Origin of the sequence: Piscinibacter sp. XHJ-5, assembly GCF_029855045.1 — a bacterium.
Taxonomy (GTDB): Bacteria; Pseudomonadota; Gammaproteobacteria; order Burkholderiales; family Burkholderiaceae_C; genus Albitalea.
In genome coordinates this window covers 41,097-66,062 of the sequence record NZ_CP123228.1, presented here as the reverse complement: position 1 = coordinate 66,062, position 24,966 = coordinate 41,097, and the positions used below count along the sequence as shown (strand labels likewise).

Here is a 24,966-nt window from a genome sequence, read left to right as displayed (position 1 = left end):
CCCACCCAAGGGGAATCACATGAGCTACCTGCACGGCAAATTCATCTGGTTCGAACACGTGAGCGACGACCCCGCGAAGGCGCGCGCCTTCTACGAGCCGCTGTTCGGCTGGCACGTCGAGGGCATGCCGATGGGCGACCAGCGCTACGAGATGATCCACAACGGCTCCGACGGCATCGGCGGCCTGATGAAGGCGCAGCCCGGCGAGCCCACCGCGTGGCGCTCCTACATCTCGGTGGAGGACATCGCCGCGAGCTACCAGGCGGCGCTCGCCGCCGGGGCGCGCGGCGTGATGCCGCCGACGCCTTTCGGGCCGGTCGGCGTCGGCGCTTCCCTCGTCGATCCCACCGGCGCGGCCGTGAGCCTCTGGCACAGCGCCGACGCCGACCGCCCCGATCCGGAGCGGATCCCCATCGGCGACTGGTACTGGGACGAGCTGTGGACCCCCGACGCGAGGAAGGCGGTCACGTTCTACGAGCAGGCGCTGGGCTACATCCACACCGAGATGAACATGGGCGACCAGGGCACCTACTTCCTGCTGCACGCCGGCGGCAAGCCGCGCGCAGGGGTCTTCCAGTCGCCGCCCGACAAGGCCGCACCGCCGATGTGGCTGCCCTACGTGCATGTCGCCGACTGCGACGCCACCGCGGCCAAGGCCGCGGAGCTCGGCGGCCACGTGTTCATGCCGCCCACCGACGTCCCCGACGTCGGCCGCATCGCGGCCATGTTCGATCCCCAGGGCGCCCCCATCGCCTTCATCAGGAGCACCCCGGCCCAGGGCTGACGTGTAAGCGGTACAGCGGCGCGCGCGAAATTACAGCGGCGCCGCGCCGGCCGCCCCCGGAGGGCCACCGCGGCATACCGCCTGCCTCGCTCCACAGACCAAGGAGTCGAGCATGGCAGACACCGTCGGCGATTTCGTGCTGAAGCGCCTCTCGCAATGGGGCGTGCGCCGCATCTACGGCTATCCGGGCGATGGCATCAACGGCGTCATCGGTGCCTTCGGCCGGGGCGGCAGCGGCATCGAGTTCGTGCAGGTGCGCCATGAGGAGCTCGCGGCCTTCATGGCCTGCGCGCACGCCAAGTTCACCGGCGAGGTGGGCGTGTGCCTCGCGACCTCGGGTCCGGGCGCCATCCACCTGCTGAACGGCCTGTACGACGCCAAGCTGGACCACCAGCCGGTGGTGGCCATCGTCGGGCAGCAGAAGCGCTCGGCGATCGGCGGCGACTACCAGCAGGAAGTCGACCTGGTGTCGCTGTTCAAGGACGTGGCGCACGAGTTCGTGCAGATGGCGACCACGCCGGAGCAGGTGCGCCACCTGGTCGACCGCGCGATGCGCATCGCCCACGATCACCGCTGCGTGACCTGCGTCGTGCTGCCGCATGATCTGCAGGACATGCCGGCGGTGGATGCGCCGCGCGAGCACGGCACCATCCATTCGGGCATCGGCCACACCGCCCGCGCGGTGGTCGCCGACGACGTCGAGCTCCAGCGCGCGGCCGAGGTGCTGAACGCCGGCGAGCGCGTCGCGATGCTGGTCGGCGCCGGCGCCCTGCACGCCACCGACGAGATCATCGAGGTGGCGCAGCTGCTCGGCGCGGGTGTCGCCAAGGCCTTGCTCGGCAAGGCCGCAGTACCCGACGATCTGCCGTACGTCACCGGCACCATCGGCCTGCTGGGCACCAAGCCGAGCTGGGACCTGATGGAACAGTGCGACACGCTGCTGATGGTCGGCTCGAGCTTTCCCTACGCCGAGTTCCTGCCGAAGGAGGGCCAGGCGCGAGGCGTGCAGATCGACATGGACGGGCGCATGCTGAGCCTGCGCTATCCGATGGAAGTGAACCTGGCCGGCGACAGCGCGGCGACGCTGCGCGCGCTGGTTCCGCACCTCGTGCGCAAGACGGACCGGCGATTTCGCGAGCGCATCGAGCGCGACGTCGCGCGCTGGTGGCGCGTGCTGGAGGCGAGGGCGAAGAACGAGGCCAAGCCGATCAACCCGCAGCGCGTGTTCTGGGAGCTCTCGCCCCAGCTGCCCGAGAACTGCATCATCACCTGCGACTCCGGCAGCTGCGCGCACTGGTTCGCCCGCGACGTGCGACTGCAGCGCGGCATGATGGCCTCGCTGTCGGGCGGCCTGGCGACGATGGGCTCGGCGGTCCCTTATGCGATCGCGGCCAAGCTGGCGCATCCGGATCGTCCGGTCGTCGCCCTGGTCGGCGACGGCGCGATGCAGATGAACGGCATCAACGCCCTCATCACGGTGGCGCGCCTGTGGCGAGACTGGCCCAACCCGGCGTTCGTCGTGCTGGTGCTCAACAACCGCGACCTCAATCTCGTGAGCTGGGAGCAGCGCGTCACCGAAGGCGATGCGCGCTACGAGGCGTCGCAGGCGCTGCCCGACTTCTCGTACTCCTCGTATGCCGAGATGCTGGGCCTGCGCGGGCTTCGCGTGGACCGGCCCGATGCCATCGGCCCCGCGTGGAGCGTCGCGCTGGCAGCCAACCGCCCGACGCTGATCGAGGCCGTCACCGACCCCAACGTGCCGCCGCTGCCGCCGCACGTCAACGCCAAGCAGGCTCGGGCGTACTTCCGCGCGATGGTCAAGGGCGACGAGGACGCGCTGGCGATCGTGCGCTCGACGGCGAAGGAATGGTGGGACGGGCTGTTCCCGTCGAGGGGCTGAACGCCCCTGCCATCCTCAATGCGCCGTCGGATCCGACCCGTTCGGCCCGCGGTGCTCGATGCGATGCTCCAGCTCGCCGATGTAGGCCGACAGCGAGCTGCCGGTCTCCTGCACCGCCAGCCGCGTGCGCTTTTCCATCTCCTCGATGCGCGCGACGAGCTGGGTGCGGGCGTCGGCCTGCACGCGCTCCATCTTCTGCAGCTCGACATCGATGAAGTTGCGCAGCTCGGTGAAGCGCGAAGCCTCGGCCTTGTCGGCCAGCTCGCGGTGCAGCTGCAGCTCCTTGGCGTGGCGGCGCGAGTCCATCAGCGCCGAGCCCTGCACCCAGATCAGGTAGGCCAGGCACATGGCGGCCAGCACGAACACCACGCCGAGCATGATCAGCCCCAGAGGCGCCTGCACGGTGCCGAAGACCAGCGACAGCGTGGTCGGCGCGGTGAACGCCTCCCAGTTCAGCAGCGCGAACAGCAAGGTCAGCGCCAGCACGGCGAAGAGGAACAAGGTGCGGAATCGCATCACGGTCTCCTTGGCATATGCCTGCGTCGAGCAAATGACGCGCCCGCCGGCGTCACCCCGTCGCGCTGCCGAGCTGGACCAGCACCCGTCCCCATGCCAGCGGATCGGCCAGCCGCAGCGTCGCGCGGATGCCCTTGAAGTCGAGCTCGGCGTTGCCGACGATCGCCGCCAGCCCCACGGCCGACAGGAAGGTGTCGGTCTGCGCGTCGCCGGCGCCGACGCTGTGCTCGAGGTCGATGCCGAGGTGGCGCGCCATGCGCTCGGTGCCATAGCGCTTGTCCACGCCGACGTGCGTGACGAATCGCGTGCGCTCCGTGTGCTGGTAGGCCATGCGGCGGTCTTCGGGCGCCTCGTCGAGCAGGAACACCAGGCACACGTCGGCCGCGCTCAGGCGTGCATGCAGCACGTCGACGGGGCCGCCGAAGACCTCCGAGGCGCTCACGTACTTGGCGCGCGCCGCATCCAGCCGGCGCGTATCGGGCGTCCACAGCAGCTCGCCCCGACGCCAGTCGCGTGGATAGAAGAACACCAGAAGGTCGTCGGCGCCCTGCTTCACCAGGCCCTCCACGCCCAGCATCAGCTCGTCGACTTCGGCAGGGTCGAGCACCGCGGCCTCCAGCTCCTCGAAGCCGAGCGTGCCGTCGGCGGCCGGCGCGATGTGTCCCAGCAGGCTTCCCTTCAGCGCGACCAGCGGGATGGCCTCGCCGGTGATGCGAAACCACTCCTGCGCAAAGGCGCTGATCACCGAACGCGGAAAGCGCAGCGTGTTGATGACGACGCGCCGGCCGCTGTCGTGCACCCGCTTCAGGCCGTCCTCCACGTCCGGCGGAATGCAGGCCCGACCGTCGCGCTCGTGCACGGCCGTGCCGTCGAGATCGGTGAACACCGCGCCGCGCTCCATGTAGTGCGAGCGGCGCAGGAAGTCCCGCACCTCGGCCTGCACGGCCCCGGGATCGCTGGCGCTCGGATGGCTCATGCCGCCCCGGCGCAATCGGCATGCCCGCGGCTCGGGAACGTGGCTTGCCGATTCGAGGCATGCGCACACCCTCCCTTCGCCGCCCGTCCGATCCGCGCTGGCTCGTCGCCGCCGCGGGCACTGCCGCCGTCCTGGCCGCCTGCGCCATCGCCGTCCAGCGGCAGACGCAGCGCGCCGAGCGCGACTTCCCCCCCAAAGGCCGCTTCGTCAGCGTCGACGGCGTGCGGCTGCACTTCACCGTGCACGGGCGCGACGACGCCGCGCAGACGGTGGTGCTGCTGCACGGCAACGGCACCATGGCCGAGGAGTTCGAACTCAGCGGCCTGACGCGCCAGCTCGCCGAGCGCTACCGCGTCGTCGTGTTCGACCGGCCAGGATTCGGCTGGAGCGAGAGGCCCGACGGACACCGCTGGGGCCCGTCGGCCCAGGCCGACCTGCTGCACGCGGCGCTGGCGCGCCTGGGGGTGTCGCAGCCGGTGGTGCTGGGCCACTCGTGGGGTGCCCTGGTGGCGCTGGCGATGGGCCTGCGCCATCCGAAGGACCTCGGCAGCCTGGTCCTCGTGTCGGGCTACTACTTCCCGACAGTGCGCGTCGACACGCTGATGCTGTCGGCGCCGGCGCTCCCGGTCATCGGTTCCCTGTGGCGCCACACCGTCGGGCCGCTGCTCGGGCGCCTGCTGTGGCCTCTCGCGGTACGCCGCGCGTTCGCGCCGGCAAGTCCGACGGCGGCGTTCCGCGACGGCTATCCGGCCGCCATGTCGCTGCGGCCGTCGCAACTGCGGGCCAGTGCCGCCGAGAGCGCGATGATGATTCCCGCCACCGCGTCGCTGCAGCGGCGCTATGCCGGGCTGGAGGTGCCGGCCGTGCTGGTGGCCGGCGCCGACGACCAGGTGATGAGCACACGCTGGCACTCGGGCCGCCTGCACCACCGGCTGGACCGCAGCTGGCTGCGCATCGTCGAAGGCAGCGGCCACATGGTCCACCATGTCGCCACCGGACAGACGGCGGCCGCCGTCGACCAGGCCGCGGCGCTGGTGTGGGACCGGTCGCTGCTGTTGCGCCCGCCGGCGGGCCTGCGCGGCGACGACGCCCGGCGCGGCGCCGCTCCCCAGGTGGTGCCGCTGGTGCCGTGCGCCACCCGCCCTTGAGCGCCGCGCCATCGGGACCGGGTGTTGAAATGCGCCGCCGTTGCACGGTTTTTCCGCGGCTCGGCGAGGGAGGCGCGGCCTATCGTGGCAAGCCATGAAGCCCGCTGCCGACCGCCCCCTTCGCCCCAGCACCGGCCCGTCGCCGCTGCTGGTCCAACACGCTTCGGCCGTCCTGGTGATCGGCCAGCTGCTGCCGCCCTCGGCCCGCCCGCTGCAGGTGGAGCAGGCGACGCTGGAGCGCTTCTCGGCGCTGATGGCGCAAAACGGCTGGTCGGCGCACGTGTCCCGCCTCGCTTTCGACCGCATCTACGCGCGCGAGCGCTTTGCCATCGCCAGGCGCCGCGGCGGCCCCGAGCTGGCGGCGCTGGGCGACGAACTGCTGGAGTTCCATCGACGCGGACGGGCGCCTCGGCGCTGATCGGCGCTCACGCCGAGCGGTACCAGCGCGACAGCGCCTGCTCGCGGTGCGCGTCGCGCGTCGCGCCGCGCGGCAGCCAGCGCGCATGGCTGCAGGCTGCCCGCGCCACGCAATCGAGCCATTGCACATGTCGGCGCAGCACCCGCTGCTGGCGGTGCTCGATCAGCGGATTGAAGATGCCGTGGCGCGAGAACAGCTGGCGCGGGTTCTTCTTCACCCACAGCCACGAGCCCATCTCCAGCGTCAGCGGCAGGAAGCGGCGAGCCGGATCGGCGCAGGCGCGCCGGTACAGGTGGTCCCAGAGGTCCCCGTGCGCGAGGTACTGGCGGCTCTGCGGCTCGACGACATAGCGGTGGTGCAGCAGCGCCTGGTCGAACAGCTCGGCCAGCGCATGCATCTCCGGCAGATGCTCGATCGGCCGCGCGGTGTGCGCGTACGGAAACCAGATGCGGTCGCGCAGGCCGAAGCCCGAATGGCAGTCCACCGCGATGCTGAAGGGCCGCGGCAGCAGCTCCTCCTCCACGACACGGCACAGCGCCTGCGCCTCGGCTTGCATGCTCGCGCCCAGCGGCCCGCGGTACCAGGGCAGCGAGGCGCTCAACCGCTGTCCGCCGATCAGGAACGGCACCGGATCGAGCGCATCGACCGGGGCGTTGCGCATCAGGTCGACCCCGTTGGGATTGGCCCGCGTGCCGCGGTACAGGCCGCCGGGATTGACCAGCGGCATGAACACCAGCCGCATGCTGTCGAGCTGGCGGTGCAGCAGCTCGTCCCAGGCGAGGCGCGCGACGAGGCTGCGCAGGAAGGCCATCACGACCTCTGCGCCGATGCGCTCCAGCCCGTGCACGCCGCCGAAAAAGCCCGCGGCCGGGGCGTCGGGCGCGGCGCTGCCCAGCGTGAGCACGGACACGCCGAAACGCCGCTGGCCGCAGTCGATTTCGCAGGCGGTGCGGTGGGACAAGGCAGTGCCTGCCCGGGCAGCCAGGCGCTGCAGCTCGGGCAGCTCGGGAAGGTCGGGGTCCACGAGGCGCACAGCGTAGCGGCGCGATGTGGCCGCGGCGTGTCACGGTCGCGCCATCGCGAGGTCACAGTGGCCGCCTACGGTGGCCGCCATGAAAGGAACCTTGCGCATCGCGATCACCCGGCCCGCGGCCTTCGGCTGCGCGCTGCTGTGGGGGCTGTCGGAGTGGATCGCCCTCGGCCGGTCGCGGCTGCTGCGCCGGCCTCGGTAGCCGGCCTCTTTTCCAACGCTGTCGCTCACTTACTGGGAGCGACTCTTGCCCGACATGGAGTGGCGCAACACCACAGGAGAACCTCCATGCGTGCATCCCTCATCCGGCGCTTCGCCGCGCTGCTTCTGTCGACGCTGACCCTGGCGCTGGCGACGGCCGACCCGGCAATGGCCGCCAAGAAGGTCCCGCCGCCGCCGCAGATCGCCAGTTTCGAGATGGAGCCGGCGGAAAAGGTTGCCGCGGGCAACGAGCTGTTCTTCCGCGTCGAGGGCACGCCGGGATCACGCGCCACGGTGCGGGTGGCCGGCGTGACGCGCACGCTGGTGCTGCAGGAGGTCGACGACGGCGTGTACGAGGGCTCGTACACCCTGCGGCCGAACGACCGCGCGAACGCGAACTCGGCCGCCACCGTCACGCTGCGACGCAACGGGCGCAGCAGCGTATCGACGATGGCGCGTCTGAACGCGGCGCCGGTCGTCGTGGCCGCGCCCCAGCCGCAACCCCGCCCGCAGCCGCTGGCACTGAACCGCTTCGTGGCCACGCCGGTCGACCGGCTGGAACCCGGCACGGAGCTGAAGTTCGTCGCCGAGGGCACGCCGGGCGCGCGCGCCTCGTTCACGATCGAGAACGTCGCCAACGTCCCCATGCGCGAGACCGCACCGGGACGCTACGAGGGCAGCTACACGCTGAAGCGGCTCGACAAGGTGACCGGCGGCGTGCCCATCGTGGCAACGCTCGAATCCAACGGCCAGGTCGTGCGCAGCAACCTCACGCGCAACCAGATGCTGGTCGACTCGCGTCCACCGACCATCCGCAACCAGTACCCGCGCGACAACGAGACCGTGATCGCCACCGGACCGGTCACCGTGTCGGGCACCTTCGATGACCGCGGCGGGCTGGGCGTCGACCCGAAGAGCGTGCGCATCACGCTGTCGGGCCGCGACGTGACCGCCCAGTCGAGCATCTCGCCGGACTTCTTCACCCACCGCAGCGAGATGGCGCCGGGACGCTATGTGGCCGACGTCTCCGCGCGCGACGTGGCCGGCAACCCGGTGCGCAGCACCTGGAACTTCGTGGTCGAGCAGCAGCCGACGGCCGCCATCGGCCTGCCGCTGACGGTGACCAGCCACGCGCCGAACGCCGGCGTGCCGGCCGGAAAGTTCACGGTGCGCGGCAAGACGGCACCCTTCGCCGCCGTCGACGCCGAGGTGATCGGCGTCGCGTCGGTCGTCGGCATGGTCGGCGTCGCACAGAAACTGTTCAACGAGCGCATCACCGCCGACCGCAACGGCGACTTCAGCTTCGACGTCGCGCCGCAGATGCCCGTGCCGGGCATGCGCTACGAAGTCAACCTGGTGGCCAGCGCGAACAACCAGACGAAGGACACCCGGCTGGTCCTGTTCCAGCAACGCTAGCCACGACAGGCCGATGTTTGCCCCATCTCGCCGCTTGCGGGCAGAGGGGGCAAGACCGCGAGCCTTTCCTCGCGCACCTCCATCGCCTATGTTGAAGGCTTCGGCAGAGACGACGAAGGAGCGACGATGAAGCACCTGACCGGCAAGTTCGTGTGGTTCGAGCATGTCTCCGGCCACTTTGCCAAGGCCCGCAAGTTCTACGACCCGCTGTTCAACTGGCACACCGAATCGATGCCGATGGGCGAGCAGCGCTATCACATGATCTTCAACGGCAGCCAGGGCATAGGCGGCTTTCGCAGCGCGCCGCCGACCGAGCGCGCCCACTGGCTGGCACATGCGTCGGTCGACGACGTCGACGCCACCTACCGCACGGCGCTGGCCGCCGGGGCGCGCTCCATCCAGCCGCCGGCCGCCTTCGGCAAGGAAGGGCGCGGCGCCGTGGTCGCCGACCCGTCGGGGGCGGTGTTCGGCCTGTGGGCGAGCGGCACCGACGACCCGCCCGACGATGCCGGGAACGCCACCGGCGCGTGGTGCTGGAACGAGCTGTGGACGCCCGACGAGCAGGGCGCGCTGGCCTTCTACCAGCGGGTGCTCGGCTACAGCCACGAGACCATGGACCTCGGGCCGGCCGGCACCTACTACGTGCTCAAGCGCGACAGCGTCTCGCGCGGCGGGCTGATGCGCTCGGCCGAGCCCAAGGCGCAGTCGATGTGGCTGCCCTACGTGTCGGTGGCGGGCTGCGACGCCAGCGCCGACAAGGCACGTGCGCTCGGCGGCCAGGTCCTCAGCCCGCCCACCGACATTCCCGGTGTCGGCCGCTTCGCGGTGTTCGCCGACCCGGTCGGGGCGGCGATCGCGGTGCTCGAGCCGCTGGCCGAGGATGGCGTGGCCGGCGAGACGGTGTCGCAAGCGACGGCGGCATGACGCGTCACAGCATCCCGACGCAGCCCGGCGCACCGCAGCGGCAGCGCAGCCTGCCGTCGTGGTGCGTCTCGCCGTAGTTCACGGTGATCTCCTCGCCGGAGGCGATGTCGCGCATCGCATAGAACTCGACCCGCCCCTGGCGGATGCGCAGCACCGCGTTGGGGCGGCACGAATGGTTGGTGAAACGCAGCGGGTCGCTCGACTGCGCGGCGTCGATCGCGCGGCGCTCGCTGAGCTCGACGATCATGATGCGCGCGCAGCCCTTGGCCCGCCGTCGCGCCTCGCGCACGCTGATGGCTTCACCTCGCACCTCGCCGATCTTGCGCCGGGCCGGGATGGGTTCCGCGGCGAATGCGCCCTGGCCGTCGATGCGGCTGGGCTTCACCTTCACGGCGAATTTCTGCGGATCGGCCGGCCGGCCGCGTGGCCGGGGCGCGGCCGCCGTCGGGTCGACATCGTGCAGTCGGGGCATGAGTCGAGTTTGTCACGCGCCGCGCGCCCGGTCCGGAATTGGCACCGGCCAGCCTGCCATTTCGGCGCATGCGGCTGCCAGACGCTGCCGATACTGATCTCACACAGGAAGTTGGGAGCAGCATCATGAAACGGTCTCGTCCTCAAACCCGCACGGCGGCCCCCGCCGAATCGCTGGCCGAACTGCTGGCCGGCGGCGACGCCGAGCCGCGCCGCGGCCGCCCCTGGGACATCACGATGCCCGCCGACCTCGACTCGCCGCGCCCGTCGCAGCCCTTCGAGGAGCCGCTGCGCGGCATGGCGATCCGCGAAGTCATCGAACCTCAGGTCTTCCAGCATTTCTTCGGCCGCTAGGCGGCCCGCTAGATCGCGCCGATCGACCCCGTCACCGGCAGCACGATGCCGGTGATGTAGCCCGCACACGACGGTGCGGCCAGGAACACATACGCCGGTGACAGTTCCTCCGGCTGCGCCGCGCGCTTCATGTCGGTGTCCTGGCCGAACTTCTGCACCTTGTCGGCCGGCTTGTCCGCCGGGTTGAGCGGCGTCCACACCGGGCCGGGCGCGACCGCGTTGACGCGGATGCCCTTGTCGATCAGGTTGGCAGCCAGCGACTTGGTGAAGGCGTGGATGGCGCCCTTGGTCGTCGAGTAGTCCAGCAGCTTGGGACTGCCCTCCAGGCCCACCACCGAGCCGGTGTTGATGATCGACGAGCCTTGCTTCAGGTACGGCAGCGCCGCCCGGGCCATGTGGAAGTAGCCGTAGACGTTGGTGCGCAGCGTCTCGTCGAAGCGCTCGTCGCTGAGCTGGTCGAGCGAATCGGCGTGCTCCTGGAAAGCGGCGTTGTTCACCAGGATGTCCAGCTTGCCGAAGGCCTGCACGGTCTGCTCGACGGCCTGCTTGCAGAACGCCGCGTCCTTCACGTCGCCGCGGATCAGCAGGCAACGCCGGCCCTCGGCCTCCACCCACCGTTTCGTCTCCTCGGCATCCTCGTCCTCGCTGAGGTAGACGATGGCCACATCGGCGCCTTCGCGGGCATACAGCACCGCCACCGCGCGGCCGATGCCGGAGTCGCCCCCCGTCACGATGGCCGCCATGTGGCGCAGCTTGTTGCTGCCCTCGTAGTCCGGCGCGTGAAAGCGCGGCTTGAGCGCCAGCTCGGCCTCCAGGCCCGGCTTCTCGATGTGCTGCGCCGGCAGTTCCTGCGGCTGGGCACGCGCGCCCGCCTGGGCCGCGCCCTTGGCCTGGGGCTTTTCCTCCTTGGGCTTGGCGGCGTCGGCGCGGTCCTGCTCGGCCTGGATGCGGCGATGCTTGTCGGCAGTGCGGTCTGATCGGGGCATGTCGATCTCCTTTGCGGTGCAGATGCACCGCTTCTGGCACACGACATGCCTAACCGCTCGTGCATCGGCGTGCGGCTTTCGCACCGTGACGCTTCCTCGACCATCGGTTGCTTCTCGACGCAAGAGCGCCGCAAAGCGATGACCTTTCCCGGCCTTCACGAGCGCCAGGCGGGTTGCTACGGATGCGTGCGTTTGCGGTACTAGTGCACGCTTGCCGCCGTCCGCTGGATCAAGAAATCAGGTATGGCGTTCGCTTAGGCGTCCGGTGAAGTCGGGACCGGCCCAGCGAGAGTCCGGCGGCTCGTCGTTCGGGAGAAGACCCACAACTCCCATCCAACCCAGGAAGGTCTTCGAAAATGTCCATTCAGCGTCTTCGCTTCACCCTTCGTGTGGCCCGGTCCGAGGCGGACCTTCGTGCCGCCTGCCGGGTCCGCTCCGCCTCCTACGGCCATCACCTGCCCAACCTGCGGGTCCCGTTCGGCGAGCCCGACGACCTGGACTGGAGCCCCGAGACCGCGGTGTTCGTCGCCTGCGACCGCGACAGCGGCGAGGCGGTGGGCACGGTGCGCCTGGCGACCAATGCCCGCCAGCCGCTGCAGATCGAGCACAGCGCGGTGCTGCCCGAGCCGATGTCGGACCAGGTGCTGGCGGAAGTCACGCGCCTGGCCGTGCTGCCCGGCCACGACGATCCGCGCGTGAAGCTGGGGCTGATGAAGGCCACCTACCTGTACTGCATGGCGCGTCAGGTGCAATGGATGGTGATCGGCGCGCGCAGCGACGGCCTGATCCGCCAGTACCGCCGCCTGGGCTTCACCGACCTGCTCGCCGCGGGGCAGATGGTGCCGCTGGCGCACGCCGGCAACCTGCCGCACCGCATCCTCGGCTTCGACGTGACGGCCGCCGAGCGCAACTGGCACGCCTCGCAGCATCCGTTCTACGAATTCATGGTGCGCACCTATCACCCGGACATCGAGCTGTTCACCGAGCCGCTGGCCCGGCCGGTGCGTCCGGAACTGGCGCTGGCCGCCTAGTGGTCTGTAACGGTCGATTCGGGAGTGAAGGCCGCGCAGGCCACTAGAACCTACAGGGCCCGTGCCTGCGGCAGGCAGCTGCCCAGCACGGCCAGCAGCTCGGCTTCCGTGAACGGCTTGCCGACGAAGTGATCCATGCCGGCCTGCTGGCACTGCTGGCGGTCGTCGTCGGCGGTGTTGGCGGTCAGCGCGACGATGGGCACGCGCCGCAGGCCCTGGGCGAGCTCGAGCACGCGGATGCGCCGCGTGGCCTCCAGGCCGTCCATCACCGGCATCTGGCTGTCCATCAGGATCACGTCGGGGCGGCCCGCCTCGCTCATCGCCTGGCGCACCGCATCGGCGCCGTGCGCGACGCGTGTCACCTCGCAGTCGTGGCGGGCGAGCATCGCCTGGATGACCAGCGCGTTGACGTCGTTGTCCTCGGCCAGCAGCACACGCGCACGCGACAGCAACTCGCGCCGGTCGGGCGTGACGGGCTCCGTCTCCGCGCCTCGCGGGGCCGGCTGCGGCGGCAGCGGCAGCGTCAGCACGAACTGCGTTCCGCGGCCGATCTGGCTCTCGCAAAGGATCTCGCCGCCCATCGCCCGGCTGATCTCGCGCGCGATGTTGAGCCCGAGGCCCGCGCCGGCGCCGCGCACGGCCTGCACATCGGGAGCCTGCCAGAACGCGTCGAAGATGTGCGGCAGGTCGTCCTCGGCGATGCCCGGACCCGAGTCCTGCACGCGGAACTCCATCGTGCCGTCGGATCGGCGGCTCGCCTGCAGGTCGATGCGGCCGCGCGCGGTGAACTTGATCGCGTTGCCCAGCAGGTTGTGCAGCACCTGGCGCACGCGAGTCACGTCGCCCAGGACCCAGCACGGCGACGGCAGGTCGATGCGGGCGGCGAAGTCCAGCTCCTTCTCGTCGCAGCGCACGACGTAGACGTCGGCCAGCTCGTCCAGCTCGGCCGCCAGGTCGAAGGCCGCCTCCTGGAGCTCGACGCGGCCGGCCTCGATGCGCGACACATCGAGCAGGTCGTTGATCAGGCGCAGCAGGTGCTCCCCGGAGTGCTCGATGAGACCGAGCCGGTGCTTGAGCGCCGGATCGGCATGCTCGGCGCGCGCCAGCCGCGTGAGCCCGAGGATGCCGTGCAGCGGCGTGCGGAACTCATGGCTCATCGTGGCGAGGAATTGGCTCTTGACCGCGCTCTGCTCCTTGGCCAGCGCCAGCGCCTGCGCACGTTCGGCGGCGATGCGATCGGTCAGGAAGCGCAGCCGGAACACCTCGGCAAGCCGCCTTTCCGAGCGCTGCGCCGTCGACAGCAGCACGCCGAGGAAGAGCAGCAGCCCGCCGCCGGCGAACAGGCCCAGCTCGTCGCCGCGCGCCAGCAGCGCCAGCGCGGTCGGTGCGATCATCGGCACGACATAGGCCGCGGTGGCCGCCAGCCTGACCTGCAGGCCGAAGGTCGCGATCGACGCCACGCACGACAGGCTGGCCGCGACCACCGGCACGATCTCGGTGTGTCCGCCCATGACCCACGCCCCGCCCAGACCCCAGCAGGCGCCGTCGAGCGCCAGCAGCGCGACGGTCCACCGATGCCAGACGTCGCGCTCGGGACGGCCGCGCACCCGGTACAGGTGTGCGAGCAGCATGCGCGGCAGCACGATGCCGATCTTCAGGCCGACCCACAGCAGCAGCACATCGCGCGGCACCACCGGGCTGACATGCGAGGCGAGGAACAGCGCGAACACCGTCGCGATGACGGTGCCCACCGTGGAGTGGGCGAAGATCATGCGCAGCTGCTCGCCCGCGACCTGGCCTGCCAGCTCGGCGTCGGCGGGGTCCGCGGGCTGCTCGCGGTCGTCGGCGGCGGGAAATTTCAAGGCTTCGGCGTCAAGCATGCAAATGCTTGCGAGTGTTTCGCATTCGGGGCGGGCAGGATACCCCTTGCACTCCATGGCCCGGGGTCGTGTGTGAGCCGCACATCGTGATGCGTATCACCACCGGCGGCCAGGGTGTTTGTTCCGATTCACCATCCACGCTTCGCGAATCGCCCCGGAGGTGCCCCATGCCACGCCCCGACCGCCGCGCCGCATTGCGGGCCGCCGCCGCTGCCGCTCTTGCCGCCGCCTGGCCGCTGCGCCCGCAGGCCCAGGCGCCGCGCATGCAATCGTGGCCGCTGGCCACGCCGCGCCCGACCGGCATCCACGACGTTGCGCCGGCGCCCGACGGCGGCGTCTGGTACACGGCGCAGCGCAGCGGCCATCTCGGCTGGTTCGATCCGAAGAGCGGTCGCAGCGAGCTGATCGCGCTGGGCAACGGCTCGTCGCCGCACGGCGTCATCCAGGGGCCGGACAAGGCGGCCTGGATCACCGACGGCGGGCAGAACGCGATCGTGCGCATCGGCTGGCCCGACCGCGAGCGGCGCGTCTTCGCGCTGCCCGAGGGCACGCCGTACGCCAACCTCAACACCTGCGCCTTCGACGGCGACGGCGACCTCTGGTTCACAGGGCAGAGCGGCGTCGTCGGGAAGGTCGCGGTGAAGAGCGGCACGGTCACGGTGAAGAACGCGCCGCGCGGCCGCGGGCCGTACGGCATCTGCACCACGCCGTCGGGTGACGTGTGGTGGTGCTCGCTGGCCGGCAGCTTCATCGCGCGCATCGACCGCGCGAGCGGCGAATCGACGGTCGTCGAGCCGCCGACGCCGGGGCAGGGCGCGCGGCGCGTGTGGAGCGACAGCCGCGGGCGCATCTGGGTCAGCGAATGGAACAGCGGCAACGTCTCGGTGCACGATCCGGCCGGCAAGCGTTGGCAGCGATGGAAGCTTCCCGGCGACAACCCGCGTCCTTATGCGGTCTACGTCGACCACCGCGACCAGGTCTGGCTCAGCGACTTCGGCGGCAACTCGGTGCTGCGTTTCGATCCCGGCAGCGAGAAGTTCGAGCCCTTCGTGTTTGCGCGCGAGGCGGCGAACGTCCGGCAGATCCTCGGACGCAGCGGGGAGGTGTGGCTGCCGGAGAGCGGGACGGAGCACATCTCGGTCATTCGCACGGCGTGAGCCCGGCCCTCACAGCGGCCGCGCGAGCTGCAGCCACCGCCAGGGCCTCGCCCACGCCGGCGTGTGGCGGCGCACCAGCTGTGCGCCGAGCTGGCGCAGCAGGCGCGCCTTGATCGATCGCCCGCGCAGGTCGGCGCGCATTCGTGCGAAAGGCCCGACAGCGAGCCGGCTGTCCCCCGCCGATGCGGCCTCCAGGTAGCTGCGCGCGAGCTCGAGCAGCGCCCGGAAGAACGGCCGCGGCGTGCCGCGGTCCAGGCGCGCGAGCAGCAGGCGCAGCTCGTCGAGGCGGTCGGCCAGTGCGGCGTCGACCGCCCGCCAGGTCAGCGCATCGTCGTTGTCCGGATCGATCGACAGCGAGCGCTCGGTCACCTCGCGCGCCACGTCGTCGCGGCCGCGCTCGCGCCAGGCGAGGGCGAGATTGTCCAACGCCCACGAGGGCGCGTCGGCGCGCTGTCGCCAGTCGGCCATCCATCGGGTCGCCCTCGCGTGCCGGCCGTGTTCCACATGGAGGTAGCCCAGCATCCCCCAGCACTCGGCGTCGGCGCGCAGCACGGGCCCGAAGCGCCGCAGCAGCGCGCCCAGCAGGAAGGCATCGGGCTGCTTGGCGAGCTCGCCGAGCAGGTCGGACTTCAGCGAGTGCGATGGGTCGCTTTCCAGCGCGCGCATCAGCGCCCGCGTGTGGCTGCCGGGCAGCCAGCCCGACTCGAGGCGGGCGAGCCAGAAGCGGGTCGCCGGCCGCGCGCACGGGCCCCTTGCGACAGTGGCGGCGATCACCTGCAGGGCCAGCTTCGTCCAGCCGGCGCCGGTCATCGCCTCGAGCGCTGCCTCGCAGGCGGCCGGCCCTTCGTCGCGCCGGCTGGCGACCTCGGCGAGGCTGCGCGCGGCCGCATCGCGGTCGTCGGCCAGCACGGCGAGGCGCAGTTCGCGCAGCGCGACCTGTGCGCCGCCGTGGTGGGCACGCAGCGTCTGCAGCGTGCGGCGTGCCGCGTCCGCGTCTTTGGCGTCGAGCTGCAGATCGGCCAGGCGCAACCCCGCAAACAGATAGGCCGGGTCCAGCTCCAGCGCCCGCGCGAAGTGCTGCAATGCCGCCGCGCCGTCGCCGCACTTGGCCTGCGCATGGCCCAGGTAGGCGTGCGCCACCGAGTGGTTGGGCGCCAAGCGCACCAGGTGGCCGGCCGCCGCGAGGTAGTCGCGGTCCTCGTTCTTCTCGTCGTGCCAGTCGGCCAGCTCCTGCCACAGCCAGTAGTGGCTCGCATCGCTCTCGAGCAGCCGCCGCATGGCGGCCACCGCGTCCGCGTGGCGGCCGTCGGCGCGGGCCAGCCGGGCTTCGAACGCCGCAATGCCCGCCGGCAGGCCCTGCGGCCATGACGCCCCCGCGAGGGCGGCGGCGATCTCGTCGAAGCGGCGCGCCCGGTAGAGCACCTTGAGGCGCGCTTCGAAAGCCGCCTCGTGGCGCGGCTCGACGGCCAGCGCCCGCTCGGTGGCGGCGAGCGCCGCGTCGTTGTCGGGCGCGTAGTCGGCCACGCGCAGCCAGGCGGCCACGCTGCCCGGATGCCCGGTGGCCACCTCCAGCGCCAGCCGATGCGTTGCGCCGGCTTCGCCCGACTGCCGGGCGATGTCGTCGAACAGCTCCCAGGCCCAGCGCAGCGCCGGCTCCTGCTGCAGCGTGGCCTGCAGTTCGGCGCGCGCCGCCTCGCGCTCGCCCATGCGCCAGCGGATGCGCGCCCGCAAGGCGCGCAGGTCGGCGAGCTCGGGATCGCGATGCAGCGCGGCGTCCAGCACCGGCAGCGCGCGCTCGAAGCCCACGCCTTCGTCCATCACCGTCTCGACGAACAGGCGCACCGGACGCTCCCACGCCGGCGCCATCTGCAGCGCCTGCCGCAGGCTGCGCCGGCCGGCCTCGCGGTCGCCGCGCAGGATGGCCGCGCGCGCCTGCTCCACATGCAGCCGCGGCACCAGCGGGAAGCGCTCGATCGCCTGAGCGAGCAGACGGGCCGCCTCGGCCTGCTGACCGTTGCGTATCCGCTGGATCGCGACCGCGGCCCAGGCCTGCCACAGGTCTTCGCGCGCCGCGAGCATGTCCTCGAGCACCGCCTGCAGCTCGGCCGCGTCCAGCGTCGCCTGCGCCGCTTCCTGGTAGGTCAGCAGGGCATCGCCGAGCGTCACCTGGCGCTGCAGCTCGTCGCGCACGAACTGCAGCGAGGCGCGCCGCTGCGCCAGCGTCGGCTCCAGGTCGATCAGCGTGCCGATGGCGTAGTCGTTGTCGACCGACAGCGCAATCGCGTCGCGCAGGTGGCGGCGTGCCTCGTCCAGCCGGCCCTCGCGCAGCCGCACGAAGCCGAGGGTGGAATGGGTGTGCGTCTGCTGCGGCGCGACGGCCAGTGCGGCGCTGGCGGCGGCCCAGGCGGCCTCGTGCTGCTGGGCGAGGCTCAGCTTGAAAGCCAGCTCGCGCTGGGCCCAGGCGTGCGCCGGATGCCGCTGCACCATGCCGCGCAGCAGCGCGATCGCCTCGTCGCGCTCCTGCGGCCCGAGCCAGCCGACGACCATCTGCTGCAGGTCGAGGTGCTGCGGATGATCGGCAGCGGCGCGGCGAAGGTAGGCCAGCGCGGCGGCGCGGCCTTCACGCTGGGCCAGCAGCGCGGCCACCAGGCGGTGCAGGCCGACGTCGCGCGGATCGATCTCGCCCGCCTGGCGAGCGCATTCCAGCGCGCCGGCGGCATCGAGGCTCTCGCGCAGCCAGCGCGCCTTCAGGCGCAGCCAGGCCGGGCGGTAGGCATGCGGCTCGGCACGCGCCAGCAGCGCCTGCGACTCGGCGTGGCGGCCGCAGCGCAGGTGGGCATCGGCGGCGAACAGCAGCAGGGAGCCGTCCTGTGGACGCCGCGCGATCGCCTCGTCGAGCACGACGAAGGCCTCGGTGCTGCGCTCCAGCGCATCGAGCTGCGCGAACAGCGTCATCGCCGGTGCCGACGACGCCGCGCCCAGCCGATCGACACGCGCGCGCAGGAACGCAATGCCGTCGGCGGCCTGGCCCAGGAAACGGCAGCTTCGGAAATGCGTCTCGGCCAGGCTCTCGTTCGTCTCGGCGAGGCAGGCCGCCAGATACGACAGCTCGCGCGCCTGCGACCGCTGGCCGCGCTGCCAGGTGGTGTGCGCCAGCCCGGCCCAGGCCGGCGCATGGGTCGGCTGGCGGTCCAGGGCCTGCTCATACAGCTGGCGCGCGCGGCGGTGCTCGCGCCCGTCGTCCGACAGGAAGTCGGCGTAGCGCGTCAGGATGACCGGGTCGGCGCGCGGGCCGTCGACCAGGTGCTGCCACCACGCCGCCTGCTGTTCGCGGCTGCCCACCTGTGCCAGCAGCGACGCCTTCGCCAGGCGAAGGTTCACGTCGTCGGGATGCTGCGCCAGCAGCCGCTCGGTGATCGCGAGCTCGCCGGGCGGGTCGTTGTCGTAGGCGGCGAGCGCCCGCTGCGCCAACAGCGTGAGGCGATGCTGCGGATGCACGGCGGCGAGCCGCTGCAGCGCCGCCTGCGCTTCGTCGCGCCGGTGGCGGCTCAGCGCGGCCATCACCGCATGGGAGCCGTCCCAGATCGCGGCCTCGGGCAGCTCGATGCCGGCGATGCGATGCGCCTGCGGCGCGGCGATCAGCAGCATGCCGCGCGGGCCCGTCGCCCGGTGCGATTCGAACAGCGCCGTCGCCCCGAACTCGTTGTGGGTGCGCTTGAACGGATCGCGGATCAGCAGCGTGCCGCGCAGCGCGTCGTAGCCGATCACCGCCTGCAGGTGCGCGGAAGCGGTGTGAACCGTGGTCAGCGTGAACGGCACGCCGGCATCGACGAGCCGGCAGGCGGTGTCCCAGTCGACGGTGAACTCGCGCACCACGAAGCCCTGGTCCTGCGCCCAGTGCCGTTCGCTGTGGTTGGGCGTGCCGTCGTAGCAGATCTTCTCGGCGATCTCGAGATGGGCCGCCTCGTGGCCCCAGTAGCGGCTCAGCGTGGCGAGCGTCGCCGGCGCGCAGGTCTGGGCATGCTGGCGCACGAAGCCCACGGGCAGCACGACGCGGCGCGCAACGGCCACTGGCGCGTCCAGACGGGCGGCCAGGCGCTCGTAGAAGTCGCCGCCGGCCTGCCGCGCCTGTTCGCGCGCCTCGTCCCTACGGCCGAGCGACAGGGCCAGGTCGGCGCGCCGTGCATGGATCCACCCGCGCAGGGCCTTGTCCGCCAGCGGCGAGAACCGCTCCATCTCGGCCAGCGTGTGCGCCGCGTCGGTGTGCTCGCCGCGCTCGATCTGCAGCTCGAGCAGCTGCATCGCCAGGCCGCTGGCCTGCGACTCGGTGAGCGACCGGCGCAGCAGCGCCAGCGCGTCGTCATCGCGGCCGACCAGCGTGTACAGGTGCGCCAGCGCCTGCAGGGCGGCGCGGTAGCCCGGGCGCAGCGCCAGCGCGTGCTCGGCGGCCGCGACGGCTTCCCCGTAGGCATCGCGCTGCTCGCAGACATAGCTCCATTCGACATGCAGCCAGGCTTCGTCGCGATGCAGCTCGAGCGCCTCACGGTGTGCGCGCGCCGCGCCGTCGAAGTCGCGCAGCGAGCCGAGGACGAAGGCGCGCAGCGAATGCCAGTCGGCAACCGTCTCGGCATCGGCGGTGGCCGGCAGCGGCCGCGTCTGCATGCATCGCCAGGCCCGGAACGGCCCGCGCCGGTACGCCAGCGCGCGCACCATCTCGACCAGCACCTGCGCGTCGTCGCGGCGAGACCGCCACAGGTGGATCACGCGCGCCTCGCCCTCGCGCCGCGCGCCGAGATGGCCGACGATGCGCGCCGCGTGGATCGCCGCCTCGACGTCGGGCAGGGCCTGCAGCTGGGGCAGCAGCGCCTGTGCGTCGAGGTAGCGTCCGCGCCAGCTCAAATCGCGCACGGTGTCGAGCAGGGCCTGCTCGCGCGCGGCATCGGCCGGCAGCGCCGCGGGCGCGACCTGCAGCAGTTGGACGGGATCGTCGGGCCGCGTCATGGCCGCGCGTGATTCCCGTGCGTACCGCCCCTGCCGCCCATCGCCCGCCCTCCCTGATGTCCTCGATGCCCGCGCTTGGGCGCCGGCGTGGTGTTCGAGCCAGTGTAGAGATGAGTAACAGACGCCGCAGCAAGCGGTCGCGCATGGCGTGTGCAATCCGGCCGCGAACGCCGAGCTGCAGCGTCCGGACAAACCCGCAGCGGCCGGCCCGCACGCTCGTTGCGGGCACGCGGCTTGCGCGGCAGCGCTCGTGGATTCACAAGGTGAACTGTTCGACCGCCCCGCCTCGCGGTGGCCCGACGGGCTCGCCTACCGCGAGGACTTCATCGACGCGGCCGAAGAGCAGGTCTTGCTGACGGCCATCGGCGCCTTGTCGCTGGAGGAGGCGCGCTACAAGGGCTACATCGCCAAGCGCCGCGTGGCCGCCTTCGGCAGCCGCTACGACTTCGACGACAACCGGCTCGATCCGGCGCCGCCGATCCCCGCGTTCCTGCTGCCGCTGCGCGAGCGCGCCGCCGCCTGGGCCGGCATCGCGCCCGAGCGATTCACCAACGCGCTGGTGGCGGAGTACAGGCCCGGCACGCCGCTGGGCTGGCACCGCGACGTGCCCGACTACGAATTGGTCTTCGGCGTGTCATTGGCCGGCACGGCGCGCATGCGGCTGCGCCGCTATCCGCCCGTCAATCCGAAGAAGGCCGACGTGATCGCGCTGGACCTCGCGCCGCGCTCGGCCTATCTGCTGCGCGGGACGGCGCGCTGGGGCTGGCAGCACAGCATCGCGGCGACGACGGTGCTGAGGTACTCGATCACGTTGCGCACCTTGCGGTGATCAGGACATCGGGGCGGCAAATCGAGCTTCCTCGCATCACGCGAACGCGCGACGCTCATGCGGAGTACCGCAACGTCGTTCCGTGCTTCTTCTCCCAGGCCTCCTGGTCCGCGATGCAGCGCTTGGCCGTGGGCTGCGCCGACAGGCGCTCGAAGCTGATCGGCATGCCGCAGTCGATGCACTCGCCGTAGCGGCCATCGCCGATGCGCGTGCGCGCGTCCGCGATCTCGGCGAGCTCTTCCTGGTCGCGGATCAGCTCCACGTGCTCCATGCCGTGCCGGTAGCGCTGCTCTCCCTCCTCGGCGATGTCCTCCACCTGCGGCCCCTGGGCGCTGGGACGCTCGGCCGCCGACTCCTTGGCGGAGCGAACGCGCTCCTGCAACTCGGTCTCGCGCGTGGACAGCCGCTCTTCGATGCTCTGCAATTGGGCCGGGCTGAGGTGGGACATCGTCGTCTCCAGAGGTTGTCGTGCGCTGCCGCGAAAAGCATCGCCTCGGGTTGATCTGGCAAGGCGCATGCCCAGGCGCAAGGCGTCGGGCACGCCCGTTGCCAGGATCAGCGCGAAGCCGCCGTCCTGGCGGCATTGCCTCGCACCATGACCTGGACGCCTCCTGACTGGGCCCGGCCGCCCCGCACTGCCGATGGCCGGACCGACTGGCGCGCGCTCGGCCGCCGCACCCTGTGGGTCGTGGCGCTGCTGTTCGCGGCCGGCGCGATCGCGGCCGCGGCCCTGGTCGCCGCGGTGTGGCCGACGGCGCCGGGGATCGAGCAGCTGCGCGCCCTGCAGACAGCCAAGCCCAGCGTGCTGATGTCGGCCGACGGCAAGGTGCTCACCAGCTTCGTGCGAGCGCAGCAGGAGGCCGTGCCGCTCGCGAAGATCTCGCCGCACGTGAAGCAGGCGCTGATCGCCACCGAGGACCAACGCTTCTACGAGCACCGCGGCGTGGACGTGCGCCGCACCGTCGCGGCGCTGTTCAACACGATGCGAGGCCAGACGCAGGGGGGCTCGACCATCACCCAGCAGCTCGCGCGCAACCTGTTCCCCGAGGAGATCGGCAGATCACGCACGACGACGCGCAAGCTGAAGGAGCTGATCACTGCGCTGCGCATCGAGCGCGCCTACACGAAGGACCAGATCCTCGAGACCTATCTCAACAGCGCGCCCTTTCTCTACAACGTCATCGGCATCGAGATGGCCGCGCGCACCTACTACGACAAGTCCGCGGGCGAGCTCGACGTGCTCGAAAGCGCGACGCTGGTGGGCATGCTCAAGGGCACGCGCTACTACAACCCGGTGATCAACCCGGAGCGGGCACGGCAGCGGCGCAACGTGGTGCTGGCGCAGCTGGTGCGGCAAGGGCATCTGCCCGAGGCACGCTTTCAGGCGCTGCGCGAGCAGCCGCTGAAGGTGACGCTGAACCGCCAGCCCGAGCTGCTGGGGCCGGCGCCGCATTTCGCCGTGCAGGCGCGCCGCTGGCTGATCGGCTGGGCCGACGAGCACGACTACAACCTCTATGCCGACGGCCTGGTGATCCACACCACCATCGACTCCCGCCTGCAGGACGCGGCGCTGCAGGCCGTGGAGCGGCAGACCCGCGCCCTGCAGGCCATCGCCGACGTCGAGTGGAGCACGGCCGGCATGCGTGTCGCGTCGACATCGACCGAGGCCTATGAGAAGGCGCGTTCGCGCATCGAGCCGTTCGCGCACTTCTGGAGCCGCCAGCGCGACCTCGTCGCGGCCTTCGTGCGCGAGACGCCGCAGTTCAAGGAAGCGCTGAAGACCCACGGCGCCCAGGACGCGGCGCTGCGCGCGCTCATGGCCGACAGCACCTTCATGGCGCAACTCAAGCGCGACAAGACGCGGCTGGAGGCCGGCTTCGTCGCCATCGAGCCGGCCACGGGCGAGGTGAAGGCCTGGGTCGGCAGCCGCGACTTCGACACCGACCAGTACGACCACGTGGCGCAGGCGGCGCGCCAGCCCGGCTCGACCTTCAAGCCTTTCGTCTATGGCGCGGCGCTCGAAAGCGGGCTGCTCCCGGATCGCACCTATGTCGACGGCCCGGTCGAGATCCGGCTGGCGGACGGCACGCTGTGGAAACCCACCGACATGAGCGGCGCGACCGGCGCGCCGCTGTCGCTGCGTGAGGGCCTGATCTACTCCAAGAACACCATCACCGCGCAGGTGGCGCAGGAGGTCGGCATCCCGCGCATCGTGTCGCTCGCGCAGGCCATGGGCATCGACCAGAGCCGGCTCGATCCGGTGCCCTCGCTGGCTCTGGGGACGAGCCCGGTCACGCTGCTCGAGATGGCCAGCGGCTACGCGACGATCGCGCAGCAGGGCACGTACCACAAGCCGGTGTCGATCAAGCGGATCACCGACCGGCAAGGCAAGGTGCTCGCCGAGTTCGGCACCGAGACACGGCGCGCGATGTCGCCCGATTCGGCCGCCGACCTCATCGACATGATGCGCGGCGTGGTGACGCGCGGCACCGGCACGCTGCTCAAGAGCCGCTTCGGCGTCCCGGGCGATGTCGCCGGCAAGACCGGCACCTCGCAGCTCAACGCCGACGGCTGGTTCATCGCGCTGCATCCGCACCTGGTTGCCGGCGCCTGGGTCGGCTTCAACGACTCGCGCGTGGCGATGCGCAGCGACTACTGGGGCCAGGGCGGCCACAACGCGCTCCTGCTGGTCGGCGACTTCCTCAAGTCGTCCGTGAAAGGCGGCCTGATCAGCGCCAAGCCGACCTTCCCGCCGCCGCGCCATCCGCCTCCGCCGCCGATGCCGCTGCCCGAGCCGCTGCCCCAGTCCAACCTGGCCGACCCCCAGCTGCGGCCGGAGGACCAGCCGGCGCATGCGCCTCCAGAGGTCATCGTCCGCCAGGACGGGAGCGGCACCATCGCCATCGGCGACAAGGCGAGCATCGCCACCAGTCGCCGCGCTGCGGACGCGCCGCGCAGCGCCGAGGAGCTGGAGCGGGTGATGCGCAGCATGGGCCGCGATCCGCGCACCGGCGAGCCGCACGCCAGCCAGCCGTCGGAGATCAGCGTGATGCCGCAGCCATCCTCCGCCGATTCGTCTTCGCCCGCGCCGTCGCAGTGAGCGGGGTGTAATTTGTACGCACGCGGCCGGTCGCTTTCGGCCATGCTTGCGCGAACGGTGCTTGCGCAAAGCGGTGAAACTTCGCGCCGGCGCCCGATCCGTGGCGCGCATCGACTGGTCGACGCGCGGGCGTGCCGATTCAATAGGCGCTCATGCGCCTCGTCCTCGCCATCGCCGCCCTCGTCCTCGCGCCGCTCGCGTCGCGTGCGGCCGATCTCACCGCCACCGAGATGCGCTGGCTGCAGGCGGGCTGGCCGGTGGTCGACTATGCGAAGGCGAAGAAGCTGCCGCTGGACATCGTGGTGCAGCCGCAGGCCAAGGCGGGCGACGCGCCGCTGGCCATGGGCTTCGTCGACGACCGCTGCAAGCTCGTGCTGTCGATGCGCGGCAATCCCGAAGCCCAGACCACGCTCGACGCGCTGGAGCCGGCGCTGCTGCCGGCCATCGTGGAGGCGATGTTCGCCCATGAGCTGGGCCACTGCTGGCGCTACGTGCACGGCGCCTGGCACACCTTGCCGGCCGGCTTCGTCGACGTCGCAGACGACGCCGGGGCGAGTGGCCGCGAGGAGCTGGCGAAGATGCTGCGCGACATGCGCGAGACGCGGCGCGAGGAGGGCTACGCCGACCTGGTGGGGCTGGCCTGGACGCTGTCGCGCCATCCCGGTCAGTACGAACAGGTGCAGGCCTGGTTCGAGAAGGTGCGCGCCGACCAGCCGGTCGCGGGCGCGCATCACGACACGCGGGTGTGGGTCAGGCTGGCGCGCGAGCGCTCGGTGTTCGCGGCCGGAGACACGCCTTTCGAGCAGGCGCGCGGGCCCTGGAAGAAGGGCCTGCTGGAGTAGGG

Annotated in this window: 20 protein-coding genes; 12 read left to right on the top strand and 8 right to left on the bottom strand. The window is 71.5% G+C overall.

Features of this window, described 5'->3' with window-relative positions:
- The first annotated feature begins 19 nt into the window (after positions 1-19).
- Both P7V53_RS00325 and P7V53_RS00320 read left to right on the top strand, forming a co-directional pair.
- On the top strand, positions 20-784 hold the full coding sequence (locus tag P7V53_RS00325; RefSeq protein WP_280153484.1) for a VOC family protein: 765 nt from the start codon (positions 20-22) through the stop codon (positions 782-784).
- Between the two features lie 112 nt (positions 785-896).
- Positions 897-2,684 carry a thiamine pyrophosphate-requiring protein gene (locus P7V53_RS00320; RefSeq protein ID WP_280153483.1) on the top strand — a complete coding sequence of 596 codons (1,788 nt, stop codon included), beginning with the start codon at positions 897-899 and terminating at the stop codon, positions 2,682-2,684.
- 15 nt (positions 2,685-2,699) lie between these two features.
- Here the strand turns inward: P7V53_RS00320 and P7V53_RS00315 are convergent, their stop codons facing one another.
- The gene (locus P7V53_RS00315; protein ID WP_280153482.1) at positions 2,700-3,200 is read right to left on the bottom strand and encodes a LapA family protein; all 501 of its coding nucleotides are present in this window, start codon (positions 3,198-3,200) and stop codon (positions 2,700-2,702) included.
- A 52-nt stretch (positions 3,201-3,252) separates the two neighbouring features.
- On the bottom strand, positions 3,253-4,176 hold the full coding sequence (locus P7V53_RS00310) for an HAD hydrolase family protein (protein ID WP_280153481.1): 924 nt from the start codon (positions 4,174-4,176) through the stop codon (positions 3,253-3,255).
- A 59-nt stretch (positions 4,177-4,235) separates the two neighbouring features.
- On the opposite strand from P7V53_RS00310, the gene P7V53_RS00305 reads away from it, so the two are divergent.
- The gene (locus P7V53_RS00305; protein WP_280153480.1) at positions 4,236-5,324 is read left to right on the top strand and encodes an alpha/beta hydrolase; all 1,089 of its coding nucleotides are present in this window, start codon (positions 4,236-4,238) and stop codon (positions 5,322-5,324) included.
- A gap of 94 nt (positions 5,325-5,418) precedes the next feature.
- Positions 5,419-5,742, top strand: a complete 324-nt coding sequence (locus P7V53_RS00300; RefSeq protein WP_280153479.1) for a hypothetical protein — start codon at positions 5,419-5,421, stop codon at positions 5,740-5,742.
- A 7-nt stretch (positions 5,743-5,749) separates the two neighbouring features.
- Here the strand turns inward: P7V53_RS00300 and P7V53_RS00295 are convergent, their stop codons facing one another.
- Complete coding sequence (locus P7V53_RS00295; RefSeq protein ID WP_280153478.1) at positions 5,750-6,766, bottom strand: M14 family zinc carboxypeptidase; 1,017 nt, start codon at positions 6,764-6,766, stop codon at positions 5,750-5,752.
- Between the two features lie 294 nt (positions 6,767-7,060).
- Between P7V53_RS00295 and P7V53_RS00290 the strand changes: the two genes are divergently transcribed.
- Together P7V53_RS00290 and P7V53_RS00285 are read left to right on the top strand one after the other, a co-directional pair.
- Positions 7,061-8,389, top strand: coding sequence for a hypothetical protein (locus tag P7V53_RS00290; protein ID WP_280153477.1), 1,329 nt, complete (start codon positions 7,061-7,063; stop codon positions 8,387-8,389).
- A gap of 126 nt (positions 8,390-8,515) precedes the next feature.
- Positions 8,516-9,313, top strand: coding sequence for a VOC family protein (locus P7V53_RS00285; RefSeq protein WP_280153476.1), 798 nt, complete (start codon positions 8,516-8,518; stop codon positions 9,311-9,313).
- Positions 9,314-9,317: 4 nt separating this feature from the next.
- Here the strand turns inward: P7V53_RS00285 and P7V53_RS00280 are convergent, their stop codons facing one another.
- Positions 9,318-9,785 (bottom strand): SET domain-containing protein-lysine N-methyltransferase, encoded by a 468-nt coding sequence (locus P7V53_RS00280; RefSeq protein WP_280153475.1) that lies wholly within the window; start codon positions 9,783-9,785, stop codon positions 9,318-9,320.
- 125 nt (positions 9,786-9,910) lie between these two features.
- On the opposite strand from P7V53_RS00280, the gene P7V53_RS00275 reads away from it, so the two are divergent.
- Positions 9,911-10,138, top strand: coding sequence for a hypothetical protein (locus tag P7V53_RS00275; RefSeq protein WP_280153474.1), 228 nt, complete (start codon positions 9,911-9,913; stop codon positions 10,136-10,138).
- 8 nt (positions 10,139-10,146) lie between these two features.
- On the opposite strand, the gene P7V53_RS00270 is transcribed toward P7V53_RS00275, so the two are convergent.
- The gene (locus P7V53_RS00270) at positions 10,147-11,124 is read right to left on the bottom strand and encodes an SDR family oxidoreductase (RefSeq protein ID WP_280153473.1); all 978 of its coding nucleotides are present in this window, start codon (positions 11,122-11,124) and stop codon (positions 10,147-10,149) included.
- Positions 11,125-11,480: 356 nt separating this feature from the next.
- Between P7V53_RS00270 and P7V53_RS00265 the strand changes: the two genes are divergently transcribed.
- On the top strand, positions 11,481-12,155 hold the full coding sequence (locus tag P7V53_RS00265) for a hypothetical protein (protein ID WP_280153472.1): 675 nt from the start codon (positions 11,481-11,483) through the stop codon (positions 12,153-12,155).
- Between the two features lie 50 nt (positions 12,156-12,205).
- Here the strand turns inward: P7V53_RS00265 and P7V53_RS00260 are convergent, their stop codons facing one another.
- Positions 12,206-14,035, bottom strand: a complete 1,830-nt coding sequence (locus P7V53_RS00260) for an ATP-binding protein (protein ID WP_280153471.1) — start codon at positions 14,033-14,035, stop codon at positions 12,206-12,208.
- A 167-nt stretch (positions 14,036-14,202) separates the two neighbouring features.
- Between P7V53_RS00260 and P7V53_RS00255 the strand changes: the two genes are divergently transcribed.
- Positions 14,203-15,192 carry a lyase gene (locus P7V53_RS00255; RefSeq protein WP_280153470.1) on the top strand — a complete coding sequence of 330 codons (990 nt, stop codon included), beginning with the start codon at positions 14,203-14,205 and terminating at the stop codon, positions 15,190-15,192.
- Between the two features lie 9 nt (positions 15,193-15,201).
- On the opposite strand, the gene P7V53_RS00250 is transcribed toward P7V53_RS00255, so the two are convergent.
- Positions 15,202-20,193, bottom strand: coding sequence for a tetratricopeptide repeat protein (locus P7V53_RS00250; RefSeq protein ID WP_280153469.1), 4,992 nt, complete (start codon positions 20,191-20,193; stop codon positions 15,202-15,204).
- Positions 20,194-20,443: 250 nt separating this feature from the next.
- Between P7V53_RS00250 and P7V53_RS00245 the strand changes: the two genes are divergently transcribed.
- Complete coding sequence (locus P7V53_RS00245; RefSeq protein WP_280153468.1) at positions 20,444-21,022, top strand: alpha-ketoglutarate-dependent dioxygenase AlkB; 579 nt, start codon at positions 20,444-20,446, stop codon at positions 21,020-21,022.
- Between the two features lie 55 nt (positions 21,023-21,077).
- On the opposite strand, the gene P7V53_RS00240 is transcribed toward P7V53_RS00245, so the two are convergent.
- Positions 21,078-21,470 (bottom strand): TraR/DksA family transcriptional regulator, encoded by a 393-nt coding sequence (locus P7V53_RS00240; protein WP_280153467.1) that lies wholly within the window; start codon positions 21,468-21,470, stop codon positions 21,078-21,080.
- A gap of 147 nt (positions 21,471-21,617) precedes the next feature.
- Between P7V53_RS00240 and P7V53_RS00235 the strand changes: the two genes are divergently transcribed.
- Positions 21,618-24,122 carry a transglycosylase domain-containing protein gene (locus tag P7V53_RS00235; protein ID WP_280153466.1) on the top strand — a complete coding sequence of 835 codons (2,505 nt, stop codon included), beginning with the start codon at positions 21,618-21,620 and terminating at the stop codon, positions 24,120-24,122.
- Between the two features lie 152 nt (positions 24,123-24,274).
- Positions 24,275-24,964, top strand: coding sequence for a hypothetical protein (locus P7V53_RS00230; protein WP_280153465.1), 690 nt, complete (start codon positions 24,275-24,277; stop codon positions 24,962-24,964).
- Positions 24,965-24,966: the final 2 nt, after the last annotated feature.

Bases quoted from the DNA above. Each gene is read 5' to 3' on its own strand.
- P7V53_RS00325 (WP_280153484.1), top strand. From the start codon at position 20: ATGAGCTACCTGCACGGCAAATTCATCTGGTTCGAACACGTGAGCGAC.
- P7V53_RS00320 (WP_280153483.1), top strand. From the start codon at position 897: ATGGCAGACACCGTCGGCGATTTCGTGCTGAAGCGCCTCTCGCAATGG.
- P7V53_RS00315 (WP_280153482.1), bottom strand. From the start codon at position 3,200: ATGCGATTCCGCACCTTGTTCCTCTTCGCCGTGCTGGCGCTGACCTTG.
- P7V53_RS00310 (WP_280153481.1), bottom strand. From the start codon at position 4,176: ATGAGCCATCCGAGCGCCAGCGATCCCGGGGCCGTGCAGGCCGAGGTG.
- P7V53_RS00305 (WP_280153480.1), top strand. From the start codon at position 4,236: ATGCGCACACCCTCCCTTCGCCGCCCGTCCGATCCGCGCTGGCTCGTC.
- P7V53_RS00300 (WP_280153479.1), top strand. From the start codon at position 5,419: ATGAAGCCCGCTGCCGACCGCCCCCTTCGCCCCAGCACCGGCCCGTCG.
- P7V53_RS00290 (WP_280153477.1), top strand. From the start codon at position 7,061: ATGCGTGCATCCCTCATCCGGCGCTTCGCCGCGCTGCTTCTGTCGACG.
- P7V53_RS00285 (WP_280153476.1), top strand. From the start codon at position 8,516: ATGAAGCACCTGACCGGCAAGTTCGTGTGGTTCGAGCATGTCTCCGGC.
- P7V53_RS00280 (WP_280153475.1), bottom strand. From the start codon at position 9,785: ATGCCCCGACTGCACGATGTCGACCCGACGGCGGCCGCGCCCCGGCCA.
- P7V53_RS00275 (WP_280153474.1), top strand. From the start codon at position 9,911: ATGAAACGGTCTCGTCCTCAAACCCGCACGGCGGCCCCCGCCGAATCG.
- P7V53_RS00270 (WP_280153473.1), bottom strand. From the start codon at position 11,124: ATGCCCCGATCAGACCGCACTGCCGACAAGCATCGCCGCATCCAGGCC.
- P7V53_RS00265 (WP_280153472.1), top strand. From the start codon at position 11,481: ATGTCCATTCAGCGTCTTCGCTTCACCCTTCGTGTGGCCCGGTCCGAG.
- P7V53_RS00260 (WP_280153471.1), bottom strand. From the start codon at position 14,035: ATGCTTGACGCCGAAGCCTTGAAATTTCCCGCCGCCGACGACCGCGAG.
- P7V53_RS00255 (WP_280153470.1), top strand. From the start codon at position 14,203: ATGCCACGCCCCGACCGCCGCGCCGCATTGCGGGCCGCCGCCGCTGCC.
- P7V53_RS00250 (WP_280153469.1), bottom strand. From the start codon at position 20,193: ATGACGCGGCCCGACGATCCCGTCCAACTGCTGCAGGTCGCGCCCGCG.
- P7V53_RS00240 (WP_280153467.1), bottom strand. From the start codon at position 21,470: ATGTCCCACCTCAGCCCGGCCCAATTGCAGAGCATCGAAGAGCGGCTG.
- P7V53_RS00235 (WP_280153466.1), top strand. From the start codon at position 21,618: ATGACCTGGACGCCTCCTGACTGGGCCCGGCCGCCCCGCACTGCCGAT.
- P7V53_RS00230 (WP_280153465.1), top strand. From the start codon at position 24,275: ATGCGCCTCGTCCTCGCCATCGCCGCCCTCGTCCTCGCGCCGCTCGCG.